Below are 17,773 nucleotides of genomic sequence, written 5' to 3'. Positions count from 1 at the left end.
TTTTGAAGCAATTTTACTGTGTTTATGGTTTTTCGATGGTCGTTTCTACGGAGACTTGAGCCGGCAATTCTGCATCAACTTCGGTAGCCATCTGACCCACCGCTTCCGCACCGATTACCTCATCCTCTGGTAAGTCTTCAAATACCTCATCCAATATAGGTTCGCCCTCAATCCGCCCCAGCACCCGCACACCGACCTCCAGTTTCACCCAGTCAATGTCTTGCAACTGCACACGCACACGCGACTGCAACGGCATATCCGCAGGCACCATGCTGTTCAGATACAGAGGAATATCCGCCAGACGCAACACATTCTCACGAATCACGATGGCCTGCGTGTCAAAAACACCCTCATTCATGCGTTGCGCTACCCAGCGTAGACACCAATAGCGCTCCATCGTGTTTTGTTGCCCTGCGTAAGCGCGGTATTTTTCGTCAAACTGGCTCATGCGCGAAAGCAGATCAGCCTCTTTGGGCTGAAACGGCGCTTTCATCGGCGCGGTCACGCCATAGCGTATCGCCGCGAGCAACTGCATTTGATTGAGCCAATCGGCGTAGCGGCGCAACGGCGAGGTTGCCCACATATACGCCGGTACGCCCATCGCCAAATGCGCCTGCGCATGCGTACTGGTGCGTACACCGATGTAACTTTGCGTGCGAAACAGCGCAGGAATACGCAGATCACGCAACCAGCACGCCCACTGCACATTGGCAAAAATCATCCATTCGGATACGATTTTGTCGATCGGCGAGCCGCGCATACGCTGGCTGATGGTGATGCACTCATCGCCGGTGGGCACGGTTCCGACCGGATTGTCCAGCGCGTAGGAGAAATCCGCGCGATTGTTGTTTTCCGGCTTGCCACGTACCGCATCGCGGATCGCGCTGAGTTTTTGCACGCCCTGCCACAACACTTTCAAATGCTGCGCCTGCGGATAATCCGCGCGTTCGCCTTCCAAATCAGCAGCATTCAATTGCATTTGCGGTGTGTCATGACGTAAATTTTCTGTGATGCGAATGCGTTCAACACGAGTTTCTACATCGCTAAAAGCCTCGCTCGGCGCGCGTTCGGTGTGAAACGTGGTGTAAATCGACACCACCGGATGAATCGTCCCTTCGTCCAAGCTGAACGCCTCAACCCAGTGATCGGGCAGCATCGTGACTTTTTCACCCGGCATATACAGCGTGGACATTCGACTGACCGCGTGCTGATCGGCCACATCATCGCGGGTGACCGAGAGCGCGGGCGCGGCAATATGAATACCGATGCGGTACACATGGTCCTCAATCTGCCGTACCGAAAACGCATCGTCAATCTCGGTCGTGGCCGAATCGTCAATCGAGAATATGGCCACATCGTCCACTACCGTGTCGCTCGCAGTACCTTCAGCCAGCATCTCCGTCCAGAGGTGCAGATTCGGCTGGGGCAAAGTATGCTCATCCTGCTCAATACCGCGCGGATAGTATTCGCTCAAAAACGTCATGCGGTGCAGTTCAAACGCATTGCGAAACGCACCGATATGCAGCATCAATTCCGGCAAGGTCAGTTTCAAATCCGCCGCCGCCTGAATCGCCGCCTTATACGTCATGTCATTCGCATTTTTCTTTTGCATGATCGCGTCGCGTGCTTGCAAAATCTCGCTCGGTGCACTGCCCGCAATCATTTGCTCGACCCAAGCGGCTTGCTGGCGCAAACGTTCTTCCTTTTTCGCCACCGCCGCCAAGGCAATCTGAATCTGCTCATATGGCTGTCGGGTAAATTGTCCCTTGCCCTTTTTACCAAAATAAATCGGCGCCGATTGCAAAGCCTGCCACATCGCCGCCTGCTCGATCACGCTGGCCTGCTCGCCAAAATACTCGCGCGCAACCTGCACAAAATCAAAGGCCGCCTCGGGCGCACATTCCCACAGCAAATCCAAATCCACCTGCGCCGCAATATCACCCGCCAGCTCACTCGCCTGCGCCGCGCTCACACCATTGAGATTCGCTTGCAGCAACACGTCTTTGGTTTTCACCTTTTGCAGGGACGAGCCTTGCGCTTTGACCTGCATGTGACTGTCTTTTTGCTCCATCACCTGCCCGACGTTCAATTTGCCCTGCGCTTCGTAAAAAACGATGTTGCCCATTCAAAATCCGTTCAACTTAAAAATAAAGCGGCATTTTATCATGCCGCTTAGTCCGCACAGCCTGATTTGCTATGCCCATTGGTCTGCCCACTTCAAAAAGTCATTCGACCAGTACCTGCGAGAACAACTCGCGTAAAGCATCAGGAATCGCTTTGGGCTTGTTGGTTTGCGTATCCACACACACCATCGTCAATATGCCTTTGGCTGCGACATGTCCGTTCGATTCAACGGTTTGTTCCAACACCGCCGACGCATTGCCGATTTTGCGCACGCACACGGTCGCCACCGCATCGTGATCCAGCGTCAACGGCTTGAGCCAATCAATCTCGGCATGGCGAATCACAAAACCGGTGTGGGTATCGCGCGCCAAATCCATCGGATTGATCTCCGCCGCACGAAACCACTCGGTACGCGCACGCTCAAAATAGTCCAAATAATTGGCGTGGTACACAATCCCCATCAAATCGGTATCGGCAAAATACAAGCGAATCGGCCATTCAAAGTGCTTTTTATCCATAAAAAACCATCGTCCTCAATCTATTCAAAACTCAATTAACGCTCAATACAGCGCAAAACCCATTGCGCCATCTCCTGCGGTTGCTGTAACGGCGCCATATGCCCCACTTCCGGCATCACCAGCACCGGTACATCCGGACGCATGCGCTGCCATTTGTCCCACGAGCGCTGCGGAATCCACTGGCTATCCGCACCGCGTATCGCCACACACGGCACTTTCAGCTCTTTTAGCGCCTGCCAGCCATTCGAAATCGTGCGAAAAATATGCGCTTCCCAAGTCTTCGGAAAGCTCAATTCTAACCCATCTTGCCGCTCACGCGCTCTCAAACCATAGTGCGCATAATCCTGCATCACCGATGGCGGAATTCCATGAAACGCCGATTTACGCGCATGATAATCCATGAACTCCTGATGCGATCCCCATACGTCACGACGATTGAGCGTGCGTTTGGCCATTGGCAACAGCCGATAACGCAAGGCCATCGGAATCGCATTCAGCGTCCAAATCGCGCGATTGGGAAACATCACCGGCTCAATCAGTACGATTTTCTCAAACAAATCCGGCCGACGATGCGCCGCGATCAGTGTCATCACACCGCCCAGCGAATGCCCCACGCCAATGAATTTTTGCGTCGAGGCCGTGTCTGCGCTGTGCGTAGCACGCTCCCGATTCAGCGCATCCAAGCTCGCGATCAGATCATCCGCCGCACTGGCCCAACTGAACCGGCTCGGTGGCTGATGCGGATGCACACTCGCCCAACTGGCACGATGATGCGTCGCATAAACAGTATGCTGTTGCGCCAAAGGCTCGATCATCTGCCGATAAACACCCGCAACAAAACCATTGCCCTGCGCAAAATGAATCGGCAAAACCGTGCTATTCGGATGCTCCCAAACCGCCACGGTTGCCGTGTGCTCATGCACCGCGAGTGAGCGTATGTGCATCATGCCGGAGCTATTATTGGAATTATTAGAAATCATACTTTTTCACTCGTCACGAATCGTATTATCCGACGGCGGATTCGGCTTGGCCGTGGCAAATCGATAAGCTCGGCGAAACGACCAAAGCGACGACAGCACCAATATCACACCAAAAAATCCAACAACGCCACGTTGCAGCGAACTCAGCGCATCAACCAGATGAAAACTTTGAATCTCGCCCTGAACCGCCATTTGCAGCAACACCGCTGCGGCAAAACCCAAAGACAAACCAATCACAGCATAGCCCACAGCCAGCGCCCAAAACTCAATGCGCGAATTGGGCGGCTCTCGGCGTTTACCCGAGCGCGACAACTCCGCCTGATCTTCGGCAAAATCGCGCTCCTCCTGTGATAAAAAATTCACTCCATCACTCCCAATGCAAAAATCCGCCGATGCTCTTTCATCGCGTAGCGGTCGGTCATGCCCGCGATATAGTCGGCCACGCGGCGCGCTTGCAGCCATTCGGCCTGTGCATCGTCCTTATCCACCTGATAGTCCGGCGGCATCAGGCGCGGATCCTGCATGAATACCTCAAACAAATCCTGAATGATGTTCTGCGCCTTGCGCGACATGCGCAGCACCTGATATTGCCGATATAGATTGGCAAACAGATAACTTTTAAGCGCCTTCATCTGCTCCTTAACCTCATCGGAAAATCCGGCCAACGGCGGCGCGAGGCGCACATCGGCGACGTGCTTGATGCCCAGCACCTGAATTCGATGCTGCGTCATCCGAGTCAAATCCGTGACCATCACGCTGATCATGCGGCGCACGGTTTCGAGCACCTCCCGATGCCCGCTCAAACTCGGATACTGTGCGCGCACCTCATCGTGCGAACGCGCGAAAATCGGCACTTCGCGCATGCCCTCGATGGTCAGAATTTTCGAGCGCAAACCATCGTCAATATCGTGGTTGCTGTACGCAATCGCATCGGCGATATTGGTCAGTTGCGCTTCGAGTGAAGGCTGCTCGCCGCGAATAAAACGCTCACCGAGTTCGCCCAACTTTTGCGCGTTGGCCGCTGAACAGTGTTTCAAAATCCCTTCGCGGGTTTCATACGTCAGGTTCAGACCGTTGAACGCGCCGTAGCGCTCCTCCAATTCATCGACAATGCGCAGGCTTTGCAAATTGTGCTCAAAACCGCCGAACGGGCGCATGCATTCGTTCAGCGCATCCTGCCCCGCGTGACCGAACGGCGTGTGTCCCAAGTCGTGCGAGAGCGCAATGGCCTCGATCAAATCCTCATTCAGCCGCAAATTGCGCGCCAGCGTGCGGGCGATTTGCGCCACTTCCATGCTGTGCGTGAGGCGCGTGCGAAACAAATCGCCTTCGTGATTGACGAACACCTGCGTTTTGTACTCCAGTCGGCGAAATGAGGTCGCATGTACGATGCGATCACGGTCACGCGCAAACGGACTGCGGTTCGGATCCTCCGGTTCGGCATGACGCCGCCCTTTGCTGATCGAGCTTTTGACCGCAAACGGTGCCAACTGAGTTTCAAAACTTTGCCATGCTTTCATACAGTTCCTTTGATCTTCAGCCAATAATGACGCTCATGAATCAACAGGGTTGCACCCCTCACCCGTTTACGGGAGAGGGATTTGAGTTACAGACGATTGACCTGCATCACACCCTTAATCTGCATCAGCGCCGCGCGTGCTTTCTCCAATTGCGCGGTACTCACCACTTCGAGATTGAACACATAGTCGCATACCGGCTCCTGCGCTGCCTGCATTTTTTTCTGCTTGCGCAGCCCCGTGACATACACCTTTTCACGCGCGAGCGCATCGGTAATCAGACGCATGATGTCCACCGACTCCTGCGCCGAAATCACCATATCGACTTCGTAGCGCAGCCCTTCTGCCGACGACCACGCACAGGCCAGCACCCGCTCGGGATGCTGGGTTTTCATGTGAATGAAATTTTCACACGCAGTGCGGTGAATTGAAATGCCTTTGCCGCGCGTAACGAATCCTGCGATTTCATCCGGCGGCGCGGGTTTGCAGCATTGCGCCAATTGGGTCATCAAGTCGTCCAGGCCAACCACCAGCACGCCGCCTTTACCGGTCGGCTCTTTGTTGCTGGAGCTGCGCACGAAGCTTTGCTCGTCCACCACTGCCGCACTTTGTGCGTCGTTGGTGCCGCTAAAATGATTGTCCAAATCGCGTCCGCCGAGGGTTTCTCGCGCAAATGCGATGTACAAATCGTCGGTTTTTTCAAAGCCGAGCGCATGCGCGATTTCATCATGCTTGACCGCCGTTTTGCCCAAGCGTTGCAATTCTTTTTCAAACGCTGTGCGCCCCGTGCTGATATTGACCTGCGTGTCCTGCGCGTTAAACCACGCGCGGATTTTGCCTTTGGTACGTTGGCTAATGGTGAATTCGTCCCGCAGCCAGTCGCGTGACGGATTGTCCTGTTTCGCCACCGTAATTTGCACGGTTTGACCGGTTTGCAAAGGGGTATTGAGCGGCACAATCTGGCCGTTGACCTTCGCGCCGCGACAGCGGTGGCCGATATTGGTATGAACGTAGTAGGCAAAGTCAATTGGCGTTGCGCCCTGCGGCAGCTCAATCACTTTGGCATCCGGCGTGAGTACGTAAATACTTGGGTCCTTGAGCTTGACCGAGGTCGCTTCGCCCAACTGTTTACTCGCGCGCGCTTTGGCCTGCGCCGAGAGATTGTGCGTCAGATCGGACTGCCAACTGATGAGCTGGCGCACCCAGGCAATTTGTGCATCATAGTCGCTCTGCTCGTTTTTACCGCCTTTGTTAAAGCCGCCCTCTTTATAGCGCCAATGCGCCGCGACGCCGTATTCGGCAAACTGGTGCATCTGTTGGGTGCGGATTTGCACCTCCATCGGTCGCCCGTCGTCACCCACCACAACGGTGTGCAGCGATTGATAACCATTCGGTTTCGGGCGCGCGATGTAATCGTCGAATTCTTTCGGAATCGGTTGCCATAGGTGGTGCATCACGCCGAGCACGCTGTAGCAGTCTTTCAAATCCTCCACGATGATGCGGAACGCGCGAATGTCGTATAAATCGGCAAATTGCAGCGATTTACCCTTCATCTTGTTGTAAATACTGTAAATATGTTTGGGGCGGCCGGAAATATTGGCCTTGATGTGCAAGGCTTTGAGTTCGGTTTGCAGCCGTTCGATGGATTGGGCGACAAAGCCCTCGCGCTCGGTGCGTTTCTCGTCCAGCCATTTGGCAATTTGGCGGTAAATATCCGGCTCGGCAAAGCGAAAACCCAAATCTTCCAGTTCCCACTTGATTTGCCAAATCCCCAAACGATTGGCCAGCGGCGCGTACAGCAACAGCGACTCATCCGCCACCGGTTTCGGGCACGGGGTTTTGCTCGCGGCGTAATAGCGCAGGGTTTGCAGGCGCGAAGCCAAGCGCAAAATCACCACACGAATGTCATGCGCCATCGCCAGCAGCATTTTGCGCGAGCGTTCAATCTGCTCGGAAACGCTCTGCTCGGCGAGCATCCGTTCCGATTTACTGATGTCGCCAGTGCGTTCTTTTTGCTCTTTGCGCTCCTTGGCATTGTGCCAAGTTTTCGCACCCATCTCCATGATTTTATGCAGATTTTGCACGCGCGCCGCCTGATCCGCGCCCCAGTCGGCGGTCAAGGCCGCACGATTGCCCACATCATCCGGATGAATCAAAAAATAGCCAAATAGATACGCCGCGATGTGCAGTTCGTCCGTCACATCCAAGCGGTTTAAAATTTCGTGAATGCCCTCGGCGTGGTCGCGCATCGGCTCACCCGTGCGCAATATTTGCCCGACATAATGGGCATCCGCCCACTGGCGGGCTTCTTCCAGCGTGTGAAATTTGGGAGGGGTATCGGCGTGGGTACTGCTTTGCGTCATGATCGGGTTTATCTTCAAAAAATACTCAGGCCGTATCGTATCATAAGCGCACCCTGCAAACAGGATGAGATCATGGAGGTTTATCAGCAATATCGCACCAAAAAGCAGCGCTTTGTGCTTTAAACAATATTCTGAATACCCGACAAACGCTGAAAACATGACTGTTTGAGCAGCTCCAAAAAGGCCAACATATACGGCTGCGTACTCAGCGCTTGCGTATTGACCGCATACAAATTGCTCATCAGCCCATCGGCAATTCGGCGGGTCTGGATATAACCACTGGCGCGGTGCGATTGCACGCTCCATTCGGGCAAAACCGCGATGCCGTGACCGCTGGCGACCAACTGCAAAATCACGATGGTTAGCTCGCTGGTGCGTTTGCTCGGCACCACGCCCGCCGGTTTGAGCAGCTTCATGATATCCAAATACGCATCGTCAATCGGATAGGTAATCAAGGTGTGCTGCGCAAAATCCTCCGCCGCCAAATGTTTCTTCGCGGTAAGCGGGTGTTGATTGCCCATCACACCGAGCATTTCATAGCGAAACATCGGCGTATACACCAACTGCGGCTCGTTCTCCACCTCGCCGGTCAGCGCCAAATCCGCCCGCCCCGACAAAACCAGCGCCGCCGGGTCGGTGTGAAAACCCGAAACGATATCCAAATCCACCTGCGGCCAATCGGCGCGAAACGCATCCATCACCGGTATCAGCCATTCAAAACAGGTGTTGCACTCAATCGCGATGCGCAACGGCCCTGCGTGTCCCTGCGCCAAAACCGCCAGTTTACGCTCGGCCTCGGCGACTTCACCCAAGGTTTGCGCCGCCAAATCGGCCAAACATTCACCTGCCGGGGTCAAACGCATGGGCGAGAGCCGCCGTTCCAGCAGACTCACGCCGTAGTATTCCTCCAGCAATTTAAGCTGATGCGACAGCGCCGATTGCGTCAAACACAGTTGATTGGCCGCTTGGCTGAGCGAATCACTCTGACGCAAGGCCAAAAAAGTTCGCAGGTGACGCAACTCCAAAATACTGCTCATTATGAATCCTATTCATGATTTTTGTGAAATTCTTTCGTTTGAATAATACCTGTATCCCCTGTATCGTGTCAAATCGAAGTCCGCGCCATGCATCCATGCGCATACGCGGACTCATTCACAACAACATACGCCTGCAACACATAGGGAGGGCTTTTTCATGAAAGCACATATTTTGGGCTATCCGCGCATTGGCGCACAACGCGAACTGAAATTCGCATCGGAGCAATTTTGGAAAGGCGACTTAACACTCGCCGAACTGCAACAGGTTGCGAAACAACTGCGCGGCCAACATTGGCTGGCGCAAAAATCCGCCGGACTGGATTACGTCAGCGTCGGCGACTTTAGCCTGTACGATCAGGTGCTGGATCACGCGGTGCTGTTGGGCGCGATTCCGGCGCGTTTCGGATTTGACACCACGCAAATCGAGGCCGAGCAGTATTTTGCGCTGGCGCGAGGCAACGCCGCACAACCCGCATTGGAAATGACCAAATGGTTCGACACCAATTATCATTATTTGGTTCCCGAACTCTCGCCCGAGCAGCAGTTTAGCGCGCACCCTGAGCAAATATTGGTGCATTTGGATGAAGCATTGCTCTGGGGTTGCAAAGCCAAACCCGTATTGCTGGGGCCGTTGAGCTTTTTATACTTATCCAAACTCGATACCCAAGTGGACGACCCCAGCGCAAGCAAATTGGCTTTGCTCGATCGGCTGCTGCCCGTGTACGTGGAGATTTTGCACGCCATCGAGACCAAAGGCGTGTCGTGGGTGCAAATCGACGAACCGATTTTGGCACTGGATTTACCGACCGAATGGCGCGATGCGCTGCCCAAAGTACTCGCCAACCTATCAAGCACACCGCTGAAAATCTTGCTCGCGACCTATTTTGAAAACATCGAGCAGCACCTGCCCGCCTTGGCCAGCAGCCCCGTCGCAGGCGTACACATCGACGCCGTGCGCGCACCGGAGCAAGTCGCCACGTTTGTCCGCGACTTGCCGGCGCATCAGGTACTCTCATTGGGCGTGGTCAACGGCCGCAATATTTGGGCGAACGATTTGAGTGAATCGGTGGCGGTGATACAGGCAGCGCGCACGCAGCGCGGTGAAAATCTGTGGGTCGGCTCCAGTTGCTCGCTGCTGCACAGTCCGTTCGACTTGACGAGCGAAACGGCACTCGCACCCGAACTCAAAGGCGTGCTGGCATTCGCCCGCCAAAAACTCGATGAAATCGTGACTTTGAAAAAAGCCGTGACTTTGGCTGATGACAGCACGCAGCAAGTCATCGCGCAAAACGCCGCGAATTGGCAAACCTACCGCGCATGGAGCGAGGTCAATCGCGCCGATGTGCGCGCTGCCGTCGCACAAATTCAGCCGGACGACGCGCTGCGTAACACGCCGTTCGCACAGCGTATTCAAGCGCAAAATGAGCGTTTCCAATTGCCGCTGCTGCCAACCACCACGATTGGCTCGTTCCCACAAACCGGCGAAATCCGCCGCATCCGCGCCGCATTCAAAAAAGGCGCGGTCAATCAACATCAATACGAAGTGGCAATGAGAGCCGAAATCACCCGCGTGATTCACGAGCAAGAGCGTTTGGGCTTGGACGTTTTGGTACACGGCGAAGCCGAGCGCAACGACATGGTTGAATACTTCGGTGAACAATTGGACGGTTACGCCTTCACGCAAAACGGCTGGGTGCAAAGCTACGGCTCGCGCTGCGTCAAACCGCCAATCATTTACGGCGACGTGGCACGCCCGCAGGCCATGACCGTGGCATGGAGCAGCTTCGCACAAAGCCTGACCCAGCGACCGGTCAAAGGCATGTTGACCGGCCCCGTGACCATGCTGCAATGGTCGTTCGTGCGCGAAGACTTGCCGCGTCACGAAGTCATGCTGCAAATCGCCCTCGCCCTGCGCAGCGAGGTGCTCGACCTCGAAGCTGCCGGCATCGGCATCATCCAGATTGACGAACCCGCTCTGCGCGAAGGTCTGCCGCTCAAGCGCAGCGATTGGCAGCGCTATCTGGACAACGCCGTGTTCGCCTTTGGCATCGCCGGAAACGCCGTGCGCGACCACACCCAGATTCACACGCACATGTGCTACTCCGAATTCGGCGACATCCTGCCCGAAATCGCCAAAATGGATGCCGACGTCATTTCGATCGAAACCTCGCGCTCGCGCATGGAGCTGCTCGATGATTTTGGTACATTCGCCTACCCGAACCAAATCGGCCCGGGCGTGTACGACATCCACAGCCCGCGCATTCCCTCAACCGACGAAATGGTCGAACTGCTGCACAAAGCCACACAAGTGATCCCCGTGCAACAACTGTGGGTCAATCCCGACTGCGGCCTGAAAACCCGCTCATGGGCCGAAACCCTACCCGCATTGAGCAATCTGATGGCCGCGACGCAAACCCTGCGTGCGCAGCATGCGTCAGCTGCCACTCGGTCAGCGCAATAAAAAATAAACGGTCGGTGAAAACCGACCGTTTTTTATGGAGCATTTTTATAAAAAATCTCAACTCGTCGCCAACTGCCTCATCAGCAACAGCCGATACACGGTCAAAAACAGCACCACGCCATTGCTCGTCGCATACAGCGGCCAAAGCGTCGCGGTATCGCTGCCGGCGAGCAAACCATGCACCGTCACCAGCGCATACAGCGCAAACGTCGCAAAATGCAGCCAGCGCCAAGCCTGAAAGCCAATGCGCGTGCGTACATAGTAGCTCACCAGCACCACCGCCATCAGATATAAACTGATTTGCCCCAAACCAATCCACACCACGCTTTTCGCATCAAATGCAAACGGAACCAATAAATTGAACCAGCTCGCCTGCACATACGTGTCGCCGAGCAAAACCAGCGCATGCAGTGCGACAAACAGCCACGACACGATACTGACAAACTCATGAATCGCCATCAGCACAGGCGTCCAATTCGCCATACGCGGGCTGCGGCTCAAGCGTGTGGACATCAGCAAACCCAACACCACCGACAGCCACAGCAGTACATACGCGGTCACTCCGGACGCGCGTGAAACAAACCAAAAACCTTTGGCTTCCTGACCGACCAAACTCTGCGCCAGCAGATGGGCGAACGGCGGCACCGCCCACCACGCCGCGAATACGCCCAAGCCGACGGACAGCACAAAGGTCAACCACCAGCGCCACGAATATTCATTCACCGAATCACTTTTTTGACCCGCCACGCTGCCTGAGCTTAGTTTAGGCTCACGCGCACGATAGATTCCCCACATACGAATTCCTCTCTTTGTTTTTGATCTCTATGACACTCAATCACATGATATTTTTAACGCATCATTTGCTGCTCAAACACCGCATTCATCCGTATTTGCCCGTGTTCCAACACCATGCACACGCCCACATCCGCTTGACGCTGCGCCCACGCCTGCGCCAACTCGCTGCCCAAAATCAACAGGTGCTTCGCCACGACTTCGGCCTCAAAAGCACTGGCAGCGGACACCGACACACTGACAATATCCGTTTGCGCTGCCTGCGCCGTGCGCGGGTCAACGATGTGGTGCTGCACCTGTCCATCCCGTATCCAGCGACGGTAATCCCGCCCCGATGTCGCCACACCGCCGCGCGTCACGCCAATCAGAGCCAAATCTTCGGTTTCCGGCCAAGGACGCGCAATCGCGATGGGCCATGCCTGCGTATTGTTGAGCGCATCGGTCATCGCAGCGCTTACCGCAATATCACCGCCTGCATCCATCAGCGCCGGGGCAAATTTGCCCAAACGGTACACGGTTTCATCGGCGCACCAACCTTTGACAAAACCGCCCAAATCCAAACGACTACCCGCTGGAATGCGTATCTGCAAACACGCATGATCGCAGTGGATGTGGCGAAAATCCGCCACGGCATGAACAGGCGCTCCCTGATACGTTGCCGGATGCTTGCTTGACTGCGTAAGCTCGAAGGAATGCAGTTGAGCAAAATCTCGGTCATAACCCATATCCAGCACCGCTTGCCCGATCAAAGGTGTGAGCAATCCCTGCGTTCGCTCGGCCACATTCACGGCCTTTTGCACCACGGTCAAAAATTCGGCACTGACGGTGACCGCCTGCCCCGCCTGCGCATTGACACGCGATAGCTCGCTGTCCGCACAAAAGCGGCTGAATATCCGCTCCCAGTGTGCGAACCACGTGGGAACTTGTGCCAACAATGCGTCCGCCTGCACACCCGATGGCATGGACAATGCGGCACTCATATCGCAGCCCATGGCGCGAAACTGTCTCAGAGGTAAAGCGTGTTCCATCATCGTTGCGTCACTTCGCCCTCATCCACCCTCATTGTGAAGAACGCGAGCGCGCCACGGCTCGCGGTTGGCGTTGCTGAACGGGTGCAGGCAACACATTCACCTCGCGTATCTTCGGTTGAGCACTGAGGGTGGTATTGCCTTGGGTCGCAGATGGTCGGGCGCGGTTCACATCCGTGGCGGCCTTTGACGGCGGTAATGGGCGCGGTGTCCTGTCGAAGGAATTGGATGAATTGGATAAATCAGACGCATCGTTTTGCGCCAAAACATTAGGTAAAGCATCGGGCAAAACCCAGCGCGATGCGTCGCTCTGCACCGGTAAGGCCGGCTCATTCGACTGAGTCAACGAACTTGACTTCGTAAACGCACCCACTTGATTGCTCGCCAACACGCCCCAACCGGCCACCGTACCCAATACAGATGCACTGATGATGAACGCTTTCAGCCCCAGATGGCTTTGGTTGGGATTAAGCCTTCGTGCGGCTGCTGTCGCCGTTGCCGCTGAGTTTACTTTGGCCGTGCCATTGGATGGTGGATTGGACGCTGCTGTTGTGTGTTTGGATTCAGACATTTTCGCGCTCCTCATAGTCGTCATCATCATCGTCGTCTTGATCGTGTTTTTTGTGTTCACCCCGTTTTTTGCGGTGTTCGCGGTATTCATGTTCATCGTCATCGCGTTCGCCATATGAATGATTCGGCTGTACGGCTGGAGTCGCTTGCGCCATGCTGTTGCCCAAAATGGTTCCGCTGTCGGCGTTCACATAAATTTTGCCTTGCGCAAACGGTACTTCGTAAGCCAAGCGACCGCCGTAGCGCACCAGTTCCGGCGCGCCTTGTATGCGTGCAGACGGTTGCGCCTGCTGCGCGATTTGCTGTGCTTGTGCACTGCTCAAACGCGTGGATGGTGCGTCAGACGGATTCGGGGTAGCTGTTGTATTGATAGTTTGGGCTGGCGGCAGTGCAGATGACGCTGAGGCGACCAGCGCACCATTCTCCGACGGCGCAACTAACGGCGCACCCAACTGCGGTGCTGGTAATTGAGGAGCCGGATTATTTTCGGCAACGGTGCGCTCTTGCATTTTGGCAAATACACTACCCAAAAATACCAAGGCAAAAGCGGACAAAGCGCCTGCGATGATGAGTAAACGTTTGTTCATGACTTTCCTTTCTAATCTTTTCTAACTTCCCAATGAAGGCATTGAAATACACTACGGCGTCATGGTAGCCAAGCGGACTTAAGAGAGGATTAACGCTGTGTCAAGTTTTGTAAAGTTGCGCACATTTTTAAAAAGGGTCTTAGGAAGCAAACGCATTAAAATAAGCGCTAAGCTCTTGAGACCAAATGAAAAACAAGCACTTCAACCATTCAAAAATTAGCGAAGCAAAGTTTCGTCAGATTTTAAGGTATTTTGCTCTAGATTTAACAGCAACCGAATGTGCCGCATTAAGCGGTATATCCGTCCGTTCAATCAACAGCATATACCTCAAGATTCGTCGTCGCTTGGCGATTGTTTGCCAGCAAGCCTCACCGCTTAAAGGCGAATTAGAAGCCGACGAATCTTACTTTGGTCCGCATCGAGTACGTGGTAAACGCGGACGAGGAGCTTCAGGTAAAACCATCGTGTTTGGCTTACTCAAACGCGATGGAAACATCTACACTGAGATTGTGCCGAATGCTTCAAAAGCCAGTCTGCAAGCCATTATCCGCGGAAAAGCAGATATTAATAGTATCATTCACACCGATGGCTGGCGTGGTTATGATGGCTTGGTGGACATCGGCTTTGATAAACACTTTCGGGTCAATCACGGTGCAGATGAGTTTGTGAATGGTTCTAATCATGTAAATGGGATAGAATCATTCTGGAGTTATGCCAAACGTCGTTTGATGCAGTTTAACGGCGTTCCGAAAAACACTTTTTTACTACACTTGAAGGAAACTGAATTTAGGTTTAATCACCGTAAGACTGATTTATATAAAGTCATTCTTAAGTTACTTCGTGATCAACCTTTGTAGCATTCTGCTTCCTAAGACCCTTTAAAATTATTTTGCGATGAAAGCGCTGAAGGAAGTACGGAATAACCCAAATCTGTCTGCGCCGGCTGATTGGCGCGAAGGGTTCTGGCAAAAAACCTCCAGAACGCAGACTGGTTTGGGTTATTCCGTACTTCCTTAACTTTGTCTTAATACCTTCATGCTATGATAAAGCGTTCAATACGGAGTATTTATGCGTTTACTATTGGTAGAAGACAATCAGGCGCTGGCCGAAGCCATCTGTCTGGGGATGAAAGGCTTGGGGCATACCATCGATGCGGTGCACAGCGCCGAGCATGGTTTGCTGTCGATTCAAAGCGAATCCTTCGACGCAGTCTTGCTCGACATCAATTTGCCGAATATGAGCGGCCTGCAATTGCTGCAAAAAATCCGTTCGCAGGGGCAACACACCGCCGTTATCATGCTGACCGCGCGTGACACCACCGCCGACAAAATCGCCGGTCTGGACATGGGGGCGGACGATTATTTGGTCAAACCATTTGATTTGGACGAGCTGGACGCGCGACTGCGTGCGGTGATTCGCCGTTTGTCGGGCAGCGAGGTGAATGTATTGTCGCGCGGCGATTTAAGTATGGATATTGAGGGACACGCCGTGCATTGCAATGGCGAACTGGTGAACCTGTCGCGCAAGGAGTTCAACGTTTTGCAAATTTTGTTGGAGGCCAATGGCCGCGTCGTCACCAACAGCACACTCGAATCCAAGCTGTACTCGTGGGATGAGGAAATCGCCAGCAACAGCATTCAGGTACACATCTCCAACCTGCGCAAAAAGCTCGGTAAAGAACGCATCAAAACCTTAGTCGGTATTGGGTACTGCATTGAATAGTCCTCGCCCCCAATCCTCATCGAAAACCCACGCCATCAGCACCCGCTTGCTGATCTGGAGTTTTTCCGTCTTGGTGCTGGCGGGTATTTTGGCAGCGACGCAGTTGGCCATCGGCGTGCGCAAAGAAATGCGCGAGCTGATTGATGCCAATCTGATGCAATACGCCTCCAGCCTATACATGCTGGAGCAGCAAGTACAGGGCTATGGCCATGTCTCCGAGCCGTTAAATTTAGATAAGCACGATGATGGCGACCATGACGATGACGATGAGGATAAAAAAGATGAGTCGCACAACAATCTCAGCGCCATCAAACCCACAGCAAAACCCAAAGTCTCCTCCGAGTTTTACAGCGGCTACGCTGTCGCCTTTCAAATCTGGGACATGCCCACCGCGCAACTGATCATTCGCTCGGCGAGCGCCCCCGAATCACCGCTGACCACGTTTGCGCAAGGTTTTTCCGACCAGACCGTTGGCGATCGACAATGGCGCACCTATGTCCACGTAGACCGCGAGCAGCGGCGTGTCATCATGGTAGCGCAGGAACAACTGCTGACCAACCACTTGATTCAGGAAATCGTCACGCGCCTGATTTCCCCAATCGCCTTGGGCTTTATACTGCTGCTCGGGCTGTTTTATGCTCTGATTCGCCGCAGTCTGCGTCCGCTGGAGGCACTGAATCAGGCGGTCGCATCGCGTTCACCGATTGATTTGCGCCCGATTGAGCTGCCGCACGCGCCCAAGGAAATCGCGCCGGTGGTGCATTCGATCAACACCTTGATGCAGTCACTGGAAGAGTCGCTGAATAAGGAACGGCATTTCACCGGTAATGCCGCGCACGAATTGCGCACGCCGCTCTCGGTCATTGACACGCTGACGCAAACCGCGATCAAAACGCAAGACCTCAGCTTGTTGCCGAAAATCAAAAGCGCGACCGATCATGCGCGACGGCAGATTGAGCAATTGCTCACCTTGGCGCGTTTGGATGCAAACGCTGGCTTGAGCCAAGTACAGACCGTCAACCTCTACACCTGTGCGCAGACGGTGATCGCCGATCTGTTCAACATCCGCCGCAAAAACGTGGAAATTCAACTGCATGGTGATGCGAACACCACGGTGCAAAGCACACAGGAGCTGATGTATATTTTGCTCAAAAACATCATTGAAAACGCCATCACACACACACCTGAACGGACACCTGATGGCGCGATCGGCAGTATTCACGTCCACATCGAGCAAACGCCAACTCCGCAAATCCGCGTCACAGACTCGGGCAACGGCATTGCACCCGAACAATTGCAACGCATCACCGAGCGTTTTTACCGCGCCGAACAAAGGCACGATGGCTTCGGCATCGGATTGTCCATTGTGCAGCGCATTTGCCAATTGCACCAAGCGCGCTTAAGCATTGCCAATCGCACCGACGGACACAGCGGTTTAGAGGTGCGCATCGTATTGGATGAGTGACATTGACACCTCACCACATTAGGACGCGCACTTCATAAAGTATCCGCAAAAAACGAATACACTATCTCCATAAATCAGAACAAATTAGGGAAAGCCACAGCCCAGTGGTACTCGGGTATACTGGGTGTATTAACGATTTGACTGACTCAAACAAGGAGACCCCATGGCACATACTTGGCTGATTCTCGCCGGTTTATTACTGATCGCCGAATTGCTCTCCGGTACCTTTTATCTATTGATGTTGGCCGTCGCCGCTTTAGGCGCATGGGTCGCCATGATGTTGGGCGTGGACTTTTTGACGCAAACCATCGTCTTCCTTATTGGCGCAGCGATTTTGACGGTACTCACGCGCCGCTATCGCTACCGCATCAATGCCCGTAACCGCCCCAACCTTGCCGAAAATCTGGATGCCGGTGAAATCATCACCGTTCGCGATTGGGATAACGGCATCGGACGCACCTATTATCGTGGCACGAATTGGGCGGTACAACTGGAAACCGACGATCAAGCACCGCTGACCGATGGCTCATTCCGAATCGTTCGTTTGGACGGTACGCGTATTCGGGTTGAACGTCTATAACGCTCAGCCTGTTTCAATCTTGCAATCTT

General features: G+C 54.1%; 16 protein-coding genes. 5 read left to right on the top strand and 11 right to left on the bottom strand.

Features of this window, described 5'->3' with window-relative positions; translation table 11 throughout:
- Positions 1-22: 22 nt before the first annotated feature.
- From ACZ41M_RS01455 to ACZ41M_RS01425, 7 genes are all read right to left on the bottom strand, one after another.
- The gene (locus tag ACZ41M_RS01455; protein WP_464730624.1) at positions 23-2,125 is read right to left on the bottom strand and encodes a ribonuclease catalytic domain-containing protein; all 2,103 of its coding nucleotides are present in this window, start codon (positions 2,123-2,125) and stop codon (positions 23-25) included.
- Positions 2,126-2,225: 100 nt separating this feature from the next.
- On the bottom strand, positions 2,226-2,642 hold the full coding sequence (locus ACZ41M_RS01450) for an acyl-CoA thioesterase (protein WP_464730625.1): 417 nt from the start codon (positions 2,640-2,642) through the stop codon (positions 2,226-2,228).
- A 35-nt stretch (positions 2,643-2,677) separates the two neighbouring features.
- Positions 2,678-3,622 carry an alpha/beta fold hydrolase gene (locus tag ACZ41M_RS01445; protein ID WP_464730626.1) on the bottom strand — a complete coding sequence of 315 codons (945 nt, stop codon included), beginning with the start codon at positions 3,620-3,622 and terminating at the stop codon, positions 2,678-2,680.
- A 6-nt stretch (positions 3,623-3,628) separates the two neighbouring features.
- On the bottom strand, positions 3,629-3,985 hold the full coding sequence (locus ACZ41M_RS01440) for a hypothetical protein (protein ID WP_464730627.1): 357 nt from the start codon (positions 3,983-3,985) through the stop codon (positions 3,629-3,631).
- Positions 3,982-5,142: a deoxyguanosinetriphosphate triphosphohydrolase gene (locus ACZ41M_RS01435; protein WP_464730628.1), complete on the bottom strand. Its 1,161-nt coding sequence runs from the start codon at positions 5,140-5,142 to the stop codon at positions 3,982-3,984. Before ACZ41M_RS01435 ends, ACZ41M_RS01440 begins: the two co-directional genes overlap by 4 nt.
- 86 nt (positions 5,143-5,228) lie before the next feature.
- Positions 5,229-7,502, bottom strand: a complete 2,274-nt coding sequence (locus ACZ41M_RS01430; RefSeq protein ID WP_464730629.1) for a RelA/SpoT family protein — start codon at positions 7,500-7,502, stop codon at positions 5,229-5,231.
- 119 nt (positions 7,503-7,621) lie between these two features.
- Complete coding sequence (locus ACZ41M_RS01425; RefSeq protein WP_464732136.1) at positions 7,622-8,542, bottom strand: LysR family transcriptional regulator; 921 nt, start codon at positions 8,540-8,542, stop codon at positions 7,622-7,624.
- Between the two features lie 154 nt (positions 8,543-8,696).
- Between ACZ41M_RS01425 and metE the strand changes: the two genes are divergently transcribed.
- The gene (gene metE / locus ACZ41M_RS01420; RefSeq protein ID WP_464730630.1) at positions 8,697-11,000 is read left to right on the top strand and encodes a 5-methyltetrahydropteroyltriglutamate--homocysteine S-methyltransferase; all 2,304 of its coding nucleotides are present in this window, start codon (positions 8,697-8,699) and stop codon (positions 10,998-11,000) included.
- A 57-nt stretch (positions 11,001-11,057) separates the two neighbouring features.
- Here metE and ACZ41M_RS01415 read toward each other — a convergent pair whose 3' ends face one another.
- The 4 genes from ACZ41M_RS01415 to ACZ41M_RS01400 are packed head-to-tail and all read right to left on the bottom strand — an operon-like array spanning position 11,058 to position 13,977.
- Entirely contained in the window at positions 11,058-11,795 is a 738-nt protein-coding gene (locus ACZ41M_RS01415) for a hypothetical protein (RefSeq protein ID WP_464730631.1), read from the bottom strand.
- Positions 11,796-11,848: 53 nt separating this feature from the next.
- Positions 11,849-12,823 carry an FAD:protein FMN transferase gene (locus tag ACZ41M_RS01410; protein ID WP_464730632.1) on the bottom strand — a complete coding sequence of 325 codons (975 nt, stop codon included), beginning with the start codon at positions 12,821-12,823 and terminating at the stop codon, positions 11,849-11,851.
- A gap of 28 nt (positions 12,824-12,851) precedes the next feature.
- Positions 12,852-13,391, bottom strand: a complete 540-nt coding sequence (locus tag ACZ41M_RS01405; protein WP_464730633.1) for a hypothetical protein — start codon at positions 13,389-13,391, stop codon at positions 12,852-12,854.
- The gene (locus tag ACZ41M_RS01400) at positions 13,384-13,977 is read right to left on the bottom strand and encodes a PepSY domain-containing protein (RefSeq protein ID WP_464730634.1); all 594 of its coding nucleotides are present in this window, start codon (positions 13,975-13,977) and stop codon (positions 13,384-13,386) included. The genes ACZ41M_RS01405 and ACZ41M_RS01400 overlap by 8 nt, the downstream gene beginning before the upstream one ends.
- Positions 13,978-14,162: 185 nt before the next feature.
- On the opposite strand from ACZ41M_RS01400, the gene ACZ41M_RS01395 reads away from it, so the two are divergent.
- From ACZ41M_RS01395 to ACZ41M_RS01380, 4 genes are all read left to right on the top strand, one after another.
- A complete protein-coding gene (locus ACZ41M_RS01395; RefSeq protein ID WP_464730635.1) occupies positions 14,163-14,834 on the top strand; it encodes an IS1595 family transposase in 672 nt (223 codons plus the stop codon).
- Positions 14,835-15,045: 211 nt separating this feature from the next.
- Complete coding sequence (locus ACZ41M_RS01390; protein WP_464730636.1) at positions 15,046-15,699, top strand: response regulator transcription factor; 654 nt, start codon at positions 15,046-15,048, stop codon at positions 15,697-15,699.
- Positions 15,692-17,164 carry an ATP-binding protein gene (locus tag ACZ41M_RS01385; RefSeq protein WP_464730637.1) on the top strand — a complete coding sequence of 491 codons (1,473 nt, stop codon included), beginning with the start codon at positions 15,692-15,694 and terminating at the stop codon, positions 17,162-17,164. The genes ACZ41M_RS01390 and ACZ41M_RS01385 overlap by 8 nt, the downstream gene beginning before the upstream one ends.
- Before the next feature lie 163 nt (positions 17,165-17,327).
- Positions 17,328-17,744, top strand: coding sequence for an NfeD family protein (locus ACZ41M_RS01380; protein WP_464730638.1), 417 nt, complete (start codon positions 17,328-17,330; stop codon positions 17,742-17,744).
- Positions 17,745-17,773 lie beyond the last annotated feature (29 nt).

It is taken from the genome of Puribacter membranae (genome assembly GCF_055380425.1).
Note: the sequence above shows the minus strand (reverse complement) of the source record. Positions and strands in the feature narration are given on the sequence as shown.

Excerpts from the sequence above, each read along its gene's own strand:
- ACZ41M_RS01405 (WP_464730633.1), bottom strand. The coding sequence starts at position 13,391 with ATGTCTGAATCCAAACACACAACAGCAGCGTCCAATCCACCATCCAAT.
- ACZ41M_RS01390 (WP_464730636.1), top strand. The coding sequence starts at position 15,046 with ATGCGTTTACTATTGGTAGAAGACAATCAGGCGCTGGCCGAAGCCATC.
- ACZ41M_RS01445 (WP_464730626.1), bottom strand. The coding sequence starts at position 3,622 with ATGATTTCTAATAATTCCAATAATAGCTCCGGCATGATGCACATACGC.
- ACZ41M_RS01400 (WP_464730634.1), bottom strand. The coding sequence starts at position 13,977 with ATGAACAAACGTTTACTCATCATCGCAGGCGCTTTGTCCGCTTTTGCC.
- ACZ41M_RS01455 (WP_464730624.1), bottom strand. The coding sequence starts at position 2,125 with ATGGGCAACATCGTTTTTTACGAAGCGCAGGGCAAATTGAACGTCGGG.
- ACZ41M_RS01415 (WP_464730631.1), bottom strand. The coding sequence starts at position 11,795 with ATGTGGGGAATCTATCGTGCGCGTGAGCCTAAACTAAGCTCAGGCAGC.
- metE (WP_464730630.1), top strand. The coding sequence starts at position 8,697 with ATGAAAGCACATATTTTGGGCTATCCGCGCATTGGCGCACAACGCGAA.
- ACZ41M_RS01410 (WP_464730632.1), bottom strand. The coding sequence starts at position 12,823 with ATGATGGAACACGCTTTACCTCTGAGACAGTTTCGCGCCATGGGCTGC.
- ACZ41M_RS01435 (WP_464730628.1), bottom strand. The coding sequence starts at position 5,142 with ATGAAAGCATGGCAAAGTTTTGAAACTCAGTTGGCACCGTTTGCGGTC.
- ACZ41M_RS01395 (WP_464730635.1), top strand. The coding sequence starts at position 14,163 with ATGAAAAACAAGCACTTCAACCATTCAAAAATTAGCGAAGCAAAGTTT.
- ACZ41M_RS01430 (WP_464730629.1), bottom strand. The coding sequence starts at position 7,502 with ATGACGCAAAGCAGTACCCACGCCGATACCCCTCCCAAATTTCACACG.
- ACZ41M_RS01380 (WP_464730638.1), top strand. The coding sequence starts at position 17,328 with ATGGCACATACTTGGCTGATTCTCGCCGGTTTATTACTGATCGCCGAA.
- ACZ41M_RS01450 (WP_464730625.1), bottom strand. The coding sequence starts at position 2,642 with ATGGATAAAAAGCACTTTGAATGGCCGATTCGCTTGTATTTTGCCGAT.